This is a genomic window from Knoellia sinensis KCTC 19936, from assembly GCF_000768705.1.
In the GTDB taxonomy this organism is placed as follows: domain Bacteria; phylum Actinomycetota; class Actinomycetes; order Actinomycetales; family Dermatophilaceae; genus Knoellia; species Knoellia sinensis.
Genome location: NZ_AVPJ01000006.1, coordinates 111,410 through 127,026 on the forward strand (window position 1 = coordinate 111,410; position 15,617 = coordinate 127,026).

The 15,617-nt window shown below is 68.3% G+C and carries 11 protein-coding genes; 8 read left to right on the forward strand and 3 right to left on the reverse strand.

Translation table 11 applies throughout. The features are described 5' to 3' along the window. Positions 1-48: 48 nt before the first annotated feature. Complete coding sequence (locus tag N802_RS09755) at positions 49-732, forward strand: class I SAM-dependent methyltransferase (RefSeq protein ID WP_245613901.1); 684 nt, start codon at positions 49-51, stop codon at positions 730-732. Next, the gene (locus N802_RS09760; RefSeq protein WP_156971354.1) at positions 729-4,748 is read left to right on the forward strand and encodes an alpha-(1->3)-arabinofuranosyltransferase domain-containing protein; all 4,020 of its coding nucleotides are present in this window, start codon (positions 729-731) and stop codon (positions 4,746-4,748) included. The genes N802_RS09755 and N802_RS09760 overlap by 4 nt, the downstream gene beginning before the upstream one ends. On the opposite strand, the gene N802_RS09765 is transcribed toward N802_RS09760, so the two are convergent. After that, positions 4,641-5,852 carry an acyltransferase family protein gene (locus tag N802_RS09765; RefSeq protein ID WP_035915424.1) on the reverse strand — a complete coding sequence of 404 codons (1,212 nt, stop codon included), beginning with the start codon at positions 5,850-5,852 and terminating at the stop codon, positions 4,641-4,643. The genes N802_RS09760 and N802_RS09765 overlap by 108 nt on opposite strands. Positions 5,853-5,972: 120 nt before the next feature. Here N802_RS09765 and pgfA point away from each other — a divergent pair, with 120 nt between their 5' ends. Further along, positions 5,973-6,983 carry a cell envelope lipid trafficking protein PgfA gene (gene pgfA / locus N802_RS09770; protein ID WP_156971355.1) on the forward strand — a complete coding sequence of 337 codons (1,011 nt, stop codon included), beginning with the start codon at positions 5,973-5,975 and terminating at the stop codon, positions 6,981-6,983. A gap of 70 nt (positions 6,984-7,053) precedes the next feature. Here the strand turns inward: pgfA and N802_RS09775 are convergent, their stop codons facing one another. Next, positions 7,054-7,863, reverse strand: coding sequence for a class I SAM-dependent methyltransferase (locus N802_RS09775; RefSeq protein WP_035915432.1), 810 nt, complete (start codon positions 7,861-7,863; stop codon positions 7,054-7,056). A gap of 148 nt (positions 7,864-8,011) precedes the next feature. Here N802_RS09775 and rpsA point away from each other — a divergent pair, with 148 nt between their 5' ends. The 4 genes from rpsA (at position 8,012) to coaE (ending at position 12,341) form a co-directional block, all read left to right on the forward strand. Beyond that, positions 8,012-9,511, forward strand: a complete 1,500-nt coding sequence (gene rpsA / locus N802_RS09780) for a 30S ribosomal protein S1 (protein ID WP_035915436.1) — start codon at positions 8,012-8,014, stop codon at positions 9,509-9,511. Positions 9,512-9,688: 177 nt separating this feature from the next. Beyond that, positions 9,689-10,201 (forward strand): SigE family RNA polymerase sigma factor, encoded by a 513-nt coding sequence (locus tag N802_RS09785; protein WP_035915439.1) that lies wholly within the window; start codon positions 9,689-9,691, stop codon positions 10,199-10,201. After that, positions 10,198-11,139 (forward strand): hypothetical protein, encoded by a 942-nt coding sequence (locus N802_RS09790; RefSeq protein ID WP_035915444.1) that lies wholly within the window; start codon positions 10,198-10,200, stop codon positions 11,137-11,139. Before N802_RS09785 ends, N802_RS09790 begins: the two co-directional genes overlap by 4 nt. Positions 11,140-11,174: 35 nt before the next feature. Further along, the gene (gene coaE, locus N802_RS09795; protein ID WP_035915447.1) at positions 11,175-12,341 is read left to right on the forward strand and encodes a dephospho-CoA kinase; all 1,167 of its coding nucleotides are present in this window, start codon (positions 11,175-11,177) and stop codon (positions 12,339-12,341) included. Here coaE and N802_RS09800 read toward each other — a convergent pair. Next, the gene (locus N802_RS09800; RefSeq protein ID WP_035915790.1) at positions 12,326-13,366 is read right to left on the reverse strand and encodes a Gfo/Idh/MocA family protein; all 1,041 of its coding nucleotides are present in this window, start codon (positions 13,364-13,366) and stop codon (positions 12,326-12,328) included. The genes coaE and N802_RS09800 overlap by 16 nt on opposite strands. Before the next feature lie 116 nt (positions 13,367-13,482). On the opposite strand from N802_RS09800, the gene uvrB reads away from it, so the two are divergent. Further along, on the forward strand, positions 13,483-15,600 hold the full coding sequence (gene uvrB / locus N802_RS09805) for an excinuclease ABC subunit UvrB (RefSeq protein ID WP_035915450.1): 2,118 nt from the start codon (positions 13,483-13,485) through the stop codon (positions 15,598-15,600). The last annotated feature ends 17 nt before the right edge of the window (positions 15,601-15,617 follow it).

The window sequence follows — 15,617 nt, forward strand, 5'->3', positions numbered from 1 at the left end:
CGAAGCGCGTCGACCAAAAGATACCGGACAGTAGCAAGGTCGACGAAGTTGTTTCGTTCCTTCCTTGTCGAGCAGTCCGACCCTGAACGGTTCTACACCGATGTGGCCAATGACACCATCACCCTGATCACCCGGCACGAGCCGCTCGAAGGGCGCACGGTCCTGGACGTGGGTGCCGGGCAGGAGCAGTTCGGTCGACGGTTCGTGGACCGTGGGGCGCGCTACGTCGCAGTCGACATCGAGCGGGAGTCGCTCAGTCCGGGACCGGGCAACGGCGCCGTTGTGGGTCGAGGGGAGGACCTGCCCTTTCCTGACGCCTTCGCCGACATCGTCATGTCCAACAACGTCATGGAGCACGTCACCACGCCCGAAGTGCTGGCGGACGAAATGCTCCGGGTGGCCAAGCCGGGGGGTTTGGTCTTCATCTCGTACACCATCTGGGCCTCGCCCTGGGGCGGGCACGAGACGTCCCCGTGGCACCTGCTGGGGGGTGACTACGCTCGGCGCCGCTATGAGCGCAAGAACGGCCGACCGCCGAAGAACCGATTCGGCGAGACGATGCACGCTGCGACCGCGTCCCGGATGCTGAGTTGGGCCAAGGCTCAGGAGGGCGCCGAGCTCCTTGAGGCTGCGCCCCGCTACCACCCCGACTGGGCCGACCCGATCCTCAAGGTGCCCGGGCTGCGTGAGGTTCTCAGCTGGAACCTCATGCTCGTGCTGCGTCGGACGTGAGGTGGCGGCGACTCCCTGACCCCGCCGCTGTCGGCGGGATGCTCGTCGTGTGGGCCATCGCTTGGTCCGTGACACCGGGACGCATCGCCGAGGACACCAAGAACGACCTCTACGTCGACCCCTGGGGCTTCCTCGCGCGCGCGCTTCACCTGTGGGATCCCCAGGTCACGTGGGGAGGCCTGTCGAACCAGGGCTACGGCTACCTCTTCCCGATGGGCCCCTTCTTCGGCCTCGGCTCCGAGATCGCGCCGGTGTGGGTGGTCCAACGTCTGTGGTGGTCAGTCCTGCTCACCGCGGCCTTCGTCGGGATGCTCGGCCTCCTGCGGGCCCTGGGGGTCGGCACCCACCGCACGCGCATCGTTGGTGCGCTTGCCTACGTCCTTGCCCCGCGAGTCCTGTCCTCGATCGGAGGACTCAGCGCGGAGATTCAGCCTCAACTCCTTGCGCCGCTGGTCCTGTGGCCGCTCGTCCTCGCCACCAAGGGGCACCTCTCGACGCCGCGCGCGGCGACGCTGAGTGGGCTTGCCGCCCTGTGTTGCGGGGGCGTCAACGCCACGGCCACCTTGTGCGCGCTCGTGCCGGCGGGTCTGTGGCTGATCACTCGACAGAGGTGGTGGCGCTCGCCCCTCACGTGGTCGTGGGCCGCCGCCATGGTGGCGGCAACCGCGTGGTGGCTCGTCCCGCTCCTGATCATGTCGAGGTACGCGCCACCGTTTCTCGACTGGATCGAGAACGCCCGTGCCGTGATGCGACCGATCGGCATGCTCGACGTGGCGAGGGGCACGACCCATTGGCTCGGTCACATCGTGACGCCCGGAGGCGCGTGGTGGCCGGCCGGTCACCAGCTGGCCACGAGCCCGCAACTCATCGTGCTCACGACCGTCGTGGCCGGGCTGGGACTCGCCGGACTGGCGATGGCCCGGATCCCGGAACGGCGCTGGTTGTGGACCTCCCTGCTGCTCGGCGGTGTCCTTCTCACCGTGGCCCACTCGGGTCCGTTCTCGTCACCGGTGGTCACGACCGCGCAGGCCGCACTCGATGGTCCCTTGGCTCCACTGCGCAACATTCACAAGTTCGACCTTCTCGTGCGCCTGCCACTGGCCGTCGGCCTCGTGCATCTCCTCGGCCGCGTGTCGCAGTGGCGCCCCCAGGTGGCATGGCACAGGTCGGTGGTGATGGTGACGGCAGTGGTCGCCGTGATCGGTGCGGGGGCCCCCGCGTTCACGGGTGCGATCGCGGTGCGCGGCAGCTTCGAGCGGATGCCTCAACACTGGGTCGATGCCGGGCGCTGGCTCGATGCGAACCGCGAAGGCGGTCAGGCGCTGCTCCTTCCGGCAGCCAACTTCGGTGAGTACTTCTGGGGCCGCACCATCGACGAGCCGCTGCGCCCCTTGACGACTGCTCCCTACGCCGTTCGTGACGCCGTTCCACTGGCGCCGGCCGGCACCATTCGAATGCTCGACGAGATCGAGCGACGCCTCCAGAGCGGTCGGTCCATGGCTGGGGGAGCCGAGGTCCTCCGACGCGCCGGCGTGGGGCATCTCGTCGTCCGCAACGACCTCGCAACCCACGAGTCCGGCCAACCCCCGGTCGCGTTGGCCAGATCCTCCGTCCGCAGCACACCCGGCGTCCAGTTCGCGCGCGGTTTCGGGCAGACCTTCCTCGATGCCGCAGGTGAACGCGTCTTTCCCGTCGAGATCTACGCCCTTCCGGGGACCCCGAGCGGCGCCCTCGAGATCTGGGCGTCCGGGGACGTCGACGGTGCCTCGGGGGCCACCGAGGACCTCCTGTCTCTGGCCGACGCCCAGCTGCTGGGTGGTCCTGTCGTCTTCGACGGAGACCGCTCCCAGAACCTCGACCCCGAGCAGAGGGTGGAAACGGACGGCTACCGCACCCGCGCAAGATGGTTCGGAGCCCCCCGCGGACAGGACCTCACGAGCAGCCTCACGGCCCGCGCGGGATCGGACGTACCCGACTACCTGCCATGGGACGAGGACCCGCTGCGATCAGCGGTCACCTACGACGGGATAGCGGACGTCAGTGCCACGTCGTCGGTCGCCGAAGAGCTGACCTTTGCCGGTCTGCGTCCCGCACACCGACCGTTCGCGGCTCTGGACGGCGACCCTGCCACCTCCTGGGCGACGATGTGGGACGACCGCCCGTCCCTGAACGTCGTCTTCGCTCAGCCGGCGTCGTTCGACCACGTGAACGTCACCGGTCTCGGCCGCGACACCTCGTTGGGTGAGACGGTGAGTCGTCCGACGCGGGTCCGGGTGACAACGGACCAGGGGAGCACCACGGCCACGGTGCTCGGCCGCCCAACTCGGATCGAGCTGCCGGGTGATCGGCATTCACGGATCAGGATCCAGATCCTCGAGACGGAGAGCGATGCCCCGGGCACGGTCATCACGGGCCTGTCCGAGGTGCAGATTCCCGGCGTGTCCCCGGGCGAGCGGATTGCGCTGCCACGTGCAGCCGACGCAGACGAGGCGCGAGCAATCGTGCTCAGCGACGGACTGAGGGGACGTGATGGGTGCACGAGCAGCGAGGGCCCCATCGTGTGCATCTCGGGCACCGTGGATCCAGAGCAGTCGGGCTCGATGGCCCGCACCATCGCAGGTGCGCGCACGGGCTCGTGGATTGCCGCCGGGACACTCGTGCCGGGGCTGACGCCGACATCGCGCCTCCAGGGGTCACCCGACGTCAGCGTGGCAGCGAGCAGTGCCCGCAACGGTTCTGCGGCCGCCGCCCCTTCAGCGATTGTCGACGGTGATGACCGCACGGCCTGGAGTCCGGCCTTCGACGACGAGACCCCGGAGCTCACTCTGGATTTCGCTCGCGATGTCACCCTGACGACGATCCGCTTCCAGACCCGCGACGACTGGGCCGCCAGAGCAGCACCCGCCGTGGTGATTCGCCTCGGGGGGCGCGAAGTCACGCGCCGGGTCCAGCCGAACGGAGTGGTGGAGATTCCGGCCACGACTGGACGCCGCCTCGACCTCGAGTTCGTGCGGGTTCCAGGCGACCGCCAAGTTGCACCGAACGCAGCTCTTGAGCTGGAGGAGCTCGACCTGGCCGACGTGGACATCCGTCCTCCGGCGCAGCAACGCACGGCCGAGTGCGGGCAGGGGCCGCGCCTGGTCGTCGACGGTCGGGCGGTCCCGACCTCGGCGACGGTGCCGCGCGGTGCGCTCTTCGGTGTGGAGAGCGGAACGTGGAGAGCCTGCGAGCCGGTCGCCTTCGGCGCGGGGGAGGAGCATTCGGTGGAGGTCGGTGCGTGGCAGGGATTCACGCCGCGCGCAGCCGTCCTGACCCGGCAAGGCGCGCCGGCGCCGGTGGCGCAGCCCCAAGCCGTGGCCACGTCAATGGCTGGGACGACATGGCGCGGTCAGGTTGTGGCAGCCCCGCAAGCCCGGGTGCTGGTGATGGATCAGAACGCGAGCGCGGGGTGGGCTGCGCATGTGGGAGGTGTCGACCTTGAGCCTCAGGTCATCGACGGACGCAGGCAGGGGTTCATCCTTCCGCCGGGTCTGGCTGGCGCCCTGGAGATCGAGTTCGGCCCCGATGCGGCCTACCGGGCCTCGCTGCTGGCCGGCCTGGCGCTGGCAACGGCACTGCTCGTGGCGGCGGCCGTTGCGGCACGGACGCGAACATCGCCCTCGCGCACAGCGACAGCACCGGAGTCGACGCTGACGGCGTCGGGCTGGCGGGGCTCTCCGCCCTGGGCGGCGGCGCTCGCCGCCGTGATGGGGGGACTGATCGCCGGGGCCGCAGGCGCGGCGGCGGCACTCGTCGGAGCAGTCCTGGCGCAGCGCTTCGCGTTCGGGTTCGCGGAGTGGGTGCGCGCCAGCATTGTGGCCGCGGGCCTGGCGGTGTGTGGGGTCATCCAGGCGGTCATCGCTCCGGGCTCACTCGGTGGAGCGCTCCTCGAGGGGGCGCTTCGCCTCGCGATCGTCGCTGTGGTGTCCTTCGCGGCGCTGGCGCCGATGCGCCGTGAGTCGCGCAGCGAGGCGTGAACTGGGCAGTTCCACGAACTGATGGCTGAGGAACGCCAGGAGGAGACTGATCGGGACGCCGATGGCCAGGAGCGGAGCCAGCCCGCCGCGGAAGAACTGTGCACCGCTCACGGCATACAGGGCAGTGAAGACCGGAAGGTGCCACAGGAACAAGCCGAAGCTCACGACGCCCACCCACCTCACGATCGGGTGCGACAGCACGTGTGACCACCACGACGGCGACCCCAGCGTCAGTGGCAGGAGCACGCAGGCGGCCACCACCGTCGAGAGGCCAGTACGCATCAGCAGCGTGGCGCCATGGGCCGGCTCCAGGGTCAGGGACCCGGCGACCGGGGTCGTCGACGCGAGGTACGCGGCGCCTGCCAGTGCGAGACACCCGACAGGGTCTCGGGCCAGGCGGCTGAGCGCGCGCGAGATCGGGTGATCGGGAACAAGGAGGGCCTCGGCGAAGATCATGCCGACGAGGAAGTGGGGGGCACGCCAGGGCAACCAACGCTCCACCAGGAGTTCCACGCCGAACTCGGCCGGCCCGGTGAACACAGGCAGCAGGGACGTAATGAGGGCCAGCACGACCAGTGCCACGAGAGGCCTGGCCGCTCCGCGACGGCGCAGCCTGTTCAGCAGGAGGACCACGAACGGGAGGGCGATGTAGAAACTGACCTCCGTGGCCACGCTCCAGGACTGCCCGAAGGACGGGATGTTGACGTCGGGCACATAGATGTGCAGGCCCAGCCCGGTCAGGAACCAGGCCCGCAACCCGGGGTCGGCGGCGATGACGACGGCGGCCAGCGCGACCCAATAGGCAGGCACGATCCGGGCGAACCGTCGTGCGGCATACCCGAGCAGGTCGACACCGCTGCCGTGCGCGTGCGCGGTGAGTCCGCGGTGGAGGAGGAAGCCCGACAGGGCGAAGAAGATCGCCACGCCGAAGTCGCCACGCGCCAGCAGGTGCCCCGGGAGGCCGGCGGAGGTTCCGAAGCCAGTGAGGAAGGCCGCATGGGTCAGCACCACGAGCCCTGCTGCCACCGCACGCAGGCCGTCCAGCGCGGGGAGGACGTCGAGTCGCGGGGTCGCGCTCTCGGTCGCAGGGGAGGGGTGGGCCATGGCATGTCAGCGTAGGCGAGACACGTGTCACGGCCAGCGACACTCACGCCAAGGGCATACCCACTGGTAAGGTTCTGCAGATTCGCTCCCTTCCTTCCTGAGACAAAGGTGTCCTTCACGATGCGCAGAATCATCGGTCTCGTGCTGATGGGCCTTGCCGGCTTCCTCGTCACGACGGCTCTTCTGGCCCTCTTCTACATCCCTGGGGCGGTGAAGAAGACTCCGCTCAACACGGACACCTACACCCGTCTCGATGGCACGGCATCGACTCTCCCCAACGGGACGAGCGGTCCGGTCAAGTACTTCAGCCACAGCGTCACCGATGGTGCGAAGTCCGACGGTGACGTCGCTGTGTTCGACGACTTCGTGTGCCTCATCTCCAACCCCAACGGGGACGCGCCCGACTGCGTCGACGACACCGACCCGGAGAAGCGACTCGTCCAGGCCTCCACCGACCGGTTCGCCACGGACCGCAACACCGGCATGGCCGTGGATGCGAAGGACGAGGCGAAGTACGGCGTCGAGACGCACCACGAGGGCCTGATCAACAAGTTCCCCTTCGGCGCCGAGAAGAAGACGTACCCGTTCTGGGACGGCGTCCTCGACCGCGCGGTCGACGCGACCTTCGAGGGTGAGGACACGATCGACGGCGTCAAGGTCTACAAGTACGTCATCGACGTCCAGGACGAGCCTGCCGAGATCTCCACCGGCATCCAGGGCACCTACTCGTCGCTGAAGACGATCTGGGCGGACCCGGTCACCGGCCAGATGGTCGATCGCGAGGAGCAGCAGACGCGCAAGCTGCAGGACGGGAAGGCCGTTCTCGACCTTGACATCTCCTTCACGGATGAGACGGTCGCGGCGAACGTCAAGAACGTCGAGTCCAACGTCAACAGGCTGTCGCTCGTCGGTCGGTTGCCCCTGATCGCGGGCATCCTCGGTCTGCTCTCCGGTCTCGTCGGGTTCTTCCTCTGGAACGGCGCGCGTCGTGCGAATGGCGGCTACGCGGCGGGCCCGGGGCGCGACGATGACGGAGGCACGCCCGCCTACGCCAGCGAGCGATCGCTCGACGTCTTCGGTGACGCGGACGCGGACACCAATGTCAGCCGTGCGGACATCCACCGCCGCTGAGCACTGAGCGAACACGACAGGACCCCGCAGCCTTCCGCTGCGGGGTCCTGTCGTGCGCGGGTGGCCGAGGTCAGTCGCCAGGCCTGCGGCACACGAAGATCGCGGTGCCCGGGATGATCGCTCCCCGGGTGGGCGACCAACCGCCCCACGTCTCGGTGTTGTCGGCCGGCCACTCGGGTTCGACGACGTCCTCCACGACAAGCCCGGCCGCCACGATCTCCCGGATCCGGTCTCCCATCGTCCGGTGGTGCTCGACATAGGTCGCGCGCCCGTCGCCGTCCGACTCCACGTACGGCGTGCGGTCGAAGTAGCTCAGTCGCGCGACCAACCCAGCCTCCGACGGGTCGTCCGGAAAGGCCCACCGGATCGGGTGCGTCGTCGAGAAGACGAACCGGCCCCCGGGGCGTAGAACCCGCGCCACCTCCGCCATGGCCGCCGCGCTGTCCGCGACGAACGGCACCACGCCGTATGCCGTGAAGACCGTGTCGAACGAATCGTCACCGAACGGGAGCGCGAGTGCGTCGCACTGCAACAGCGGGGGAGCGGTGCGGGTCCGCTCACTCACCTCGGCACCCACGCGCAGCATGCCCATGGACAGGTCCGTCGCCACGACTGCGGCCCCGACGTTGCGCACCAGCCAGCGGGCGCACTGCCCGGCGCCCGCGCCGATTTCGAGGATCCGCTGGCCCGACGACGCCTGCAGCAGGCCCAGCGTCTCCTCGGTCCACCCTTCCGGGCCCCACACGAACTCGTCGTCGCCGAGAAAGCGGCCGTGTTCGACGTAGTACGCCGAGGCCTCGCCGTCCCACCAGGACCGGTTGGCCGCCTGCGTCTCGCCGGTCCCGGAGGTGCGGCGACCCACTTCCGAACTCACCGGCATACCCCGCTTTGACCGGCCGCACGCGCGGTCGGTAGTCTAGGCGAGCATTCGTCTGCGCTCACGCATGCCCGCAAGGGCGTGATGCCACACCGGACGCACCCAGTTCCAACCCATCGAATCCATCTGTCCACATCGGAGTTCCTACTACATGACTGCCAGCACGGTCGCCAAGACCGCCCCTCAGATCGCCATCAACGACATCGGCTCTGAGGAAGACCTTCTCGCCGCCATCGACGCGACGATCAAGCACTTCAACGACGGAGACATCGTCGAAGGCCGCATCGTCAAGGTCGACCGCGATGAGGTTCTGCTCGACATCGGCTACAAGACCGAGGGTGTCATTCCCTCGCGCGAGCTGTCGATCAAGCACGACATCGACCCCAACGAGGTTGTCGCCGTCGGCGACGAGGTCGAAGCCCTCGTCCTCCAGAAGGAGGACAAGGAAGGCCGCCTCATCCTCTCCAAGAAGCGGGCTCAGTACGAGCGCGCCTGGGGCACCATCGAGAAGGTCAAGGAAGAGGACGGCGTCGTCACCGGCACCGTCATCGAGGTCGTCAAGGGTGGTCTCATCCTCGACATCGGCCTGCGCGGCTTCCTCCCCGCCTCCCTCGTCGAGATGCGTCGTGTCCGCGACCTCCAGCCCTACGTCGGCAAGGAGATCGAGGCCAAGATCATCGAGCTCGACAAGAACCGCAACAACGTGGTCCTGTCGCGCCGCGCCTGGCTCGAGCAGACGCAGTCCGAGGTGCGCACGACGTTCCTCAAGGAGCTCCAGAAGGGCCAGGTCCGTTCGGGCGTCGTGTCCTCCATCGTCAACTTCGGTGCGTTCGTGGACCTCGGCGGCGTCGACGGTCTCGTCCACGTCTCGGAGCTGTCCTGGAAGCACATCGACCACCCGTCCGAGGTTGTCGAGGTCGGCGACGAGGTCACCGTCGAGGTGCTCGACGTCGACATGGACCGTGAGCGTGTCTCCCTGTCGCTGAAGGCGACGCAGGAGGACCCGTGGCAGCACTTCGCTCGCACGCACGCCATCGGCCAGGTCGTCCCCGGCAAGGTCACCAAGCTCGTCCCGTTCGGTGCGTTCGTGCGCGTCGAGGACGGCATCGAGGGCCTCGTCCACATCTCCGAGCTGGCCGAGCGCCACGTGGAGCTGCCGGAGCAGGTCGTCACCGTCGGCGCCGACATCTTCGTCAAGGTCATCGACATCGACCTCGAGCGTCGTCGCATCTCGCTGTCGCTCAAGCAGGCCAACGAGGACGGCGCCGGGCTCACCGAGTTCGACCCCACCCTCTACGGCATGGCTGCGGAGTACGACGAGCAGGGCAACTACAAGTACCCCGAGGGCTTCGACTCCGAGACCAACGAGTGGCTCGAGGGCTACGAGAAGCAGCGTGAGACCTGGGAGAAGCAGTACGCCGAGGCCCACGCCCGCTGGGAGGCGCACCGCACGCAGGTCGAGGAGGCCGCCAAGGCCGACGCCGAGGCTGCAGCGGGTGGCGACAACGCCACGTCCTACAGCAGCGACTCGGCTGCATCCTCGTCCTCCGACGAGGGTGCGGACGCACGTCCGGCCGCGCCGGCCAACGAGGGCACCCTCGCCTCCGACGAGGCCCTCGCCGCGCTGCGCGAGAAGCTCACCGGAAACTGAGCCGACCGGCATACCTTGCGTATGCCGTGACGCCACATTCGAAGGCCCGGTTCCCCTTGCGGGGAGCCGGGCCTTCGGTCTGTCCGGGACCATTTCAGAAGATTCCAGACCACACTCAACCCCATGGGGCCGCGCCTCGTAGGGATGGGTGATGGTCAACCGGACGAGGGGTGCGATGTGAAGACATCGGAGAGGGCGGACGCCGAATTCACGGCGTTCGTGGAGGGGGCGCAACCACGGTTGTCGCGGGTGGCCGTGCTGATCACGGGGAACCGAGCCACGGCTGAGGATCTTGTGCAGGAAGCGCTGATCCGGACGTACGTCAACTGGGGCAAGGTGCGCCCGGAAGGTGCGTATTCCTACACGCGCAGAATCCTCGTCAATCTCAACACCGACCGTTGGCGCCGCCGCCACCTCGAACCGGCGCTCGGGGACGTGGGTGACGACCACACGAGTTCCACGGCCGCGCGCGCCTATGCGACCGTCGACCACCGAGACGACATCGTCCAGGAGCTCGCTGGTCTGTCCCAGCGCGAGCGCACGATCGTCGTCCTGCGCTACTACCTGGACCTCAGCGAACGCCAGGTCGCCGAGGAACTCGACATCTCCGTCGGCACAGTGAAGTCCACCTGTTCGCGGGCGCTCTCGCGCCTCAGTTCCGAGCGGGTCGAAGAAGGAAGGTTGTCATGAGCCCGATCAGCGAGGACGAGCTCCGCGCCCGGCTCAGGAGCGTCGAGCCTTCACCGGCACGTCCGGGGTACGCCGAGCACGTGGTCCACCAGGGGCGCTTCCGTCGCCGCCGCCAGCGTTGGGTCACGGGCATCTCCGCTGCTGCCGCGGTGGCCGTGATCGGCGCGGGAGCGTTCGTCGTGAGCGACCGGCTGGGTCGGGACGACGCACTGCCGGCCCAGCCGACGCCGATCCCGACCGCGACGACGCCAGACGTGACGCCGACCGTCACGAGCACCACCTCTCCGACCGAGTCGGTCACGGGCACGCCGAGCGCGACGACGAGGCCGAGCGTCAGCACGCCCCCGTCAGCCCTACCGTCTGAGAAGGCGTCCCACTCACCCATCATCTTCCTCCACCAGGGGGTCAAGGGGGACGGTGAGGTCGATGCCGACTGGCTGCCGACCACGCAGTTCAACGGACCGTGCGACACGGACGCCTGGGCGCTCGCAGGCCGATACGGAGCGGACGACCGCCGAGCCATCCGCGGTGGCGGCATCGACGGTGGACCGAGGCAGGAAGCGGTGTTCGCTTTCCCGGACACCGGCTCGGCGGTGGCGTTCATGGGTGAGTTGCGGCAGGTCACACGTGCATGCGAGTCGACCTCGCAGGGCAGGCTCGGGGGACTGGTTGAGAACCTTCCCGGACCCTGGGGAGAGGGACTCGCATCCACGTACTTCGTTTACGCACAGGACGAGTCGACGGGCATACGGGACGGGTCCACGGGTGGCGGTCCGGTGATCCTGGCGGTCCGAGCCGGTCGCGGGATAGCCCTGTCGGGCTCCGCCGGGCCGTTCCGCGAGACCCACGAAGTCGACCCGGACCTCATCAGGAGCGCTCGGCCGGGGGTGGAGCACCTGTACCCCCAGCTGTGCCGCTACACGGAGGCGGGCTGCTGATCCGGCAGGCCACACCCACCGTCTAGGTTTGGCGCATGCTGCGCGTGGGTCTCACCGGTGGAATCGGGTCCGGCAAGTCGACGGTCGCCAAGGCCCTCTCCGCTCTCGGCGCCGTGGTCGTCGACGCGGACGCCGTGGCACGTGAGGTCGTCGAACCCGGTATGCCGGCCCTCTCGGCGATCCGCGAACGGTTTGGCGACGCTGTGTTCGACCCCGAGGGCGCACTCGACCGGCCAGCGCTCGGGCGGGTCGTGTTCACCGACCCGTCCGCACTGGCCGACCTCGAGGGAATCACCCATCCGGCGATCTGGAAACGCACCGCCGAGCTCATGAATGCCGTGCCCGCGAATGCCGTGGTAGTCCACGACATGCCACTCATCGTCGAGAAGGACATGGGCGCGGACTACCACCTCGTCATCGTCGTCGGCACGGACGAGGAGGAGCGGCTGGCGCGCCTCGTCCGGGAGCGAGGCATGACCCCGGAGGACGCGCAGTCCCGGATTGACGCCCAGGCCGACGACGAAGCGCGTCGTGCAGCCGCCGACATCTGGCTCGACAACAACGGCAGCCTCGAGCGCCTTGACGCAGAAGTGCGACGGATCTGGGCCGAGCGGCTGGAACCGTTCAACGAGAACCTGATTCACGGCATACGGGCTCGTCGTCCCGATGCCCTCGCCGTCAGCGAACCTCGCGCCGAATGGGCCGCAGACGGCCTTCGGCTCGTCGCCAGGATCAAGCGGGCCTTGGGGGAGCGGGCCGTGACAGTCGACCACATCGGTTCCACGGCCGTACCCGGCATGCTCGCCAAGGACGTCATCGACGTGCAGATCGGGGTGCGAGCGCTTTCCGATGCCGACGCGCCGGACTTCGTGGAAGCCCTGTCCCGCATGGGTTTCCCCCGGATTGAAGGCGAGGCGAGCGACAACGGCAAGGACGGCACTCGCTGGCCAAAGCGATTCCACGGGAGCGCCGACCCCGGCCGGGTGGCGCACCTCCATGTGCGCGAGGTCGACAGCCCGGGTCATCGCTGGGCGCTCGACTTCCGGGACTGGTTGCGATCGGATGAGGCAGCTCGAAGGGAGTACTCCGACCTCAAGCAGGAACTCGCGTCACGGGGGCTGACGACGTCGCAGTACGCCGAAGCGAAGGAACCGTGGTTCGACTCGGTGCACGATCGAGTCTCGAGTCATTCGCCGGGGTAGCGCACTCCGAGCTGTGCTCGGATCTCGTCGAGCACCTCCATGATCCGCAAGGTCTCGGCGGACGGGAGCAGCGGACTCTCCGTCAGCCCTGCATCGACGAGTCGGGCCGCCTCGCACGCCTCGAAATGCAGGCCGTGTTCACGGCTCGCGGGCTCCCATGAGACATCGGTCTGCGAGTCCCGGGAGACGTAGCGAACCCGGGACGGGGAGTACCACAGGTTCATCGGGTCATCGGGGTCGCCGAGCTCCAGGCGGCCGTCGGTGCCGTTGATGCTCGCCGTGGTGGGCGTGCGAGAGGTCATCGTGGCGTGCAGCAGACCGCGCCCACCTCTCGGTCCGGTGACGAGGACCGCCTCCTCGGCGTCGACCCCCTCGTCGGTGAGACGCCCCGTGGCGCTCACGGTCTCGATCCCACCGAGGGCGAAACTGGCCAGGGAGACCGGGTAGATCCCGAGGTCGAGGAGGGCGCCGCCGGCCAGGGCAGGGTCGGAGAGTCGCTGCGGCCCATCGGGGTGAAGGGCCTGGCCGTGGTCGGCGAAGACGTTCTCGACCGTGCCGAGAAGTCCGTCCTCGAGGCACTGGCGGACGACGTCGATGCCGGGCAGGAACCGGGTCCACATGGCCTCCATGGCGAGGAGTCCCTTGGCGGAGGCCGTGTGGAGGATGTCCTGAGCCTCGGTCGCGTTGCGCGCGAACGCCTTCTCGACGAGGACGTGCTTTCCGGAGTCGAGCGCCAGTCGGGCGTGGGCGTGGTGCTCCGAGTGCGGGGAGGCGACGTAGACGATGTCGACGTCCGGATCTGCGACGAGCTCTTCGTACGAGCCGTATGCCGTGTGCGCGCCGAACTCGTCCGCGAAGCCCTGCGCTCTGGTCAGGTCGCGGGACGCGACTGCGCGGATCACCTGGTCGGTCTCGGCACGGAGGGCGGATGCCATCTCACGAGCGATGTTGCCCGGTCCCAGAATGCCCCAGCGCAGGACCGGGGCCGATCTGGGGTCAGGCGTGCGTGGTGTGGGCAGTTCCATCGTCACCCGACCATCGTGGCACTTCGGTGCCGACACGGCGGGGTGAGCGGACGGTATTCAGCCGGCCGGGTCGGCGCCATGGCACGGGTGTCGGTGGAACGGCATACCGTTGTCGTATGCGTCCCACCACCGACCTCAAGCGCACTGTCGCTCCGTTCAAGGTCGAGTCCGACTTCGAGCCCGCCGGCGACCAGCCCGCGGCGATCAAGGACCTGGCCGAGCGGATCGACGCCGGCCAGCAGAACGTCGTGCTCCTGGGAGCCACCGGTACGGGCAAGTCGGCGACGACGGCGTGGCTCGTGGAGCGGGTCCAGCGCCCGACACTGGTGATCGCCCCCAACAAGACGCTCGCGGCACAGCTGGCCAACGAGTTCCGGGAACTGTTGCCGCACAACGCGGTGGAGTACTTCGTGAGCTACTACGACTACTACCAGCCCGAGGCCTACGTCCCGCAGACCGACACCTACATCGAGAAGGACAGCTCGATCAATGACGAGGTCGAGCGGCTGCGGCACTCGGCCACCAACTCGCTGCTGACTCGGCGGGACGTCATCGTCGTCGCGTCGGTGTCCTGCATCTATGGCCTCGGGACGCCGCAGGAGTACGTCGACCGGATGGTCGCACTGCGCGTGGGCGACGAGCTGGACCGTGACGACCTGTTGCGGCGGTTCGTCCAGATGCAATACACGCGCAATGACCTCGCGTTCACGCGTGGCACCTTCCGCGTGCGGGGCGACACGGTCGAGATCATCCCGATGTACGAAGAACTCGCCGTGCGGATCGAGTTCTTCGGCGACGAGGTCGACAAGATCTACACGCTCCACCCGCTCACCGGTGAGGTGGTCCGCGAGGAGCAGGAGATGTATGTGTTCCCGGCCTCCCACTATGTGGCAGGGCCGGAGCGCATGGAGCGCGCGATCGCCGGGATCGAGCACGAACTCGAGGAGCAGCTCCGGTCGTTCGAGGGGCAGGGCAAGATGCTCGAGGCCCAGCGGCTGAGGATGCGCACGACCTATGACATCGAGATGATGCGCCAGGTCGGCTCCTGTTCGGGGATCGAGAACTACTCGATGCACCTCGACGGCCGTACGCCCGGATCGGCACCGAACTGCCTCCTCGACTACTTCCCCGAGGACTTCCTGCTGGTGCTGGACGAGTCGCACGTGACGGTGCCGCAGATCGGCGCCATGTATGAAGGCGACATGTCGCGCAAGCGGACCCTCGTCGACCACGGCTTCCGCCTCCCGTCGGCCATGGACAACCGCCCCCTGAAGTGGGAGGAGTTCCTCGACCGGATCGGGCAGACGGTCTATCTTTCCGCGACCCCGGGCAACTACGAACTCGCCCAGGCCGACGGCGTCGTGGAGCAGATCATCCGGCCGACCGGTCTCGTAGACCCAGAGATCGTCCTGAAGCCGACCAAGGGACAGATCGACGACCTGCTCCACGAGATCAACGAGCGCGCGGCCAAGGACGAGCGGGTCCTCGTGACGACCCTGACCAAGAAGATGGCCGAGGACCTCACCGACTACCTGCTCGACAAGGGTGTGCGGGTGCGATACCTCCACTCCGACATCGACACGCTGCGCCGCGTGGAGTTGCTGCGTGAGCTGCGCATGGGCGAGTTCGACGTGCTGGTCGGTATCAACCTCCTGCGGGAGGGTCTCGACCTGCCCGAAGTGTCGCTCGTGTCGATCCTCGACGCCGACAAGGAAGGCTTCCTGCGATCGGCCCGGTCGCTCATCCAGACCATCGGGCGCGCGGCCCGCAACGTGTCGGGTCAGGTCCACATGTACGCCGACAAGATCACCCCGTCCATGGCCGAAGCCGTGGACGAGACATCGCGCCGCCGCGAGAAGCAGATTGCCTACAACGCCGAACGCGGCATCGATCCCCAGCCGCTGCGCAAGAAGATCGCCGACATCACCGACATGCTCGAGCGCGAGGATGCCGACACCGAGGCGCTCCTGGGTTCGGGCCGGGCACGCTCGCGCGGCAAGGCGGACGGTGGTGGCCGAGGAGGCCGCGGCGCGTTGGCGGCCGACGCGGTCACGGTGGGTGCCGATCGACTTGGCGAGATGGCCGCCGGCGACCTGGCCAACCTCATCCAGGAGCTCACGACGCAGATGCACCAGGCGGCGGGTGACCTCCACTTCGAGTTGGCGGCACGGCTGCGCGACGAACTGGGCGACCTCAAGAAGGAACTGCGCCAGATGAGCGAGGCGACGAAGTGATGGGGTCGGTGGGCGCG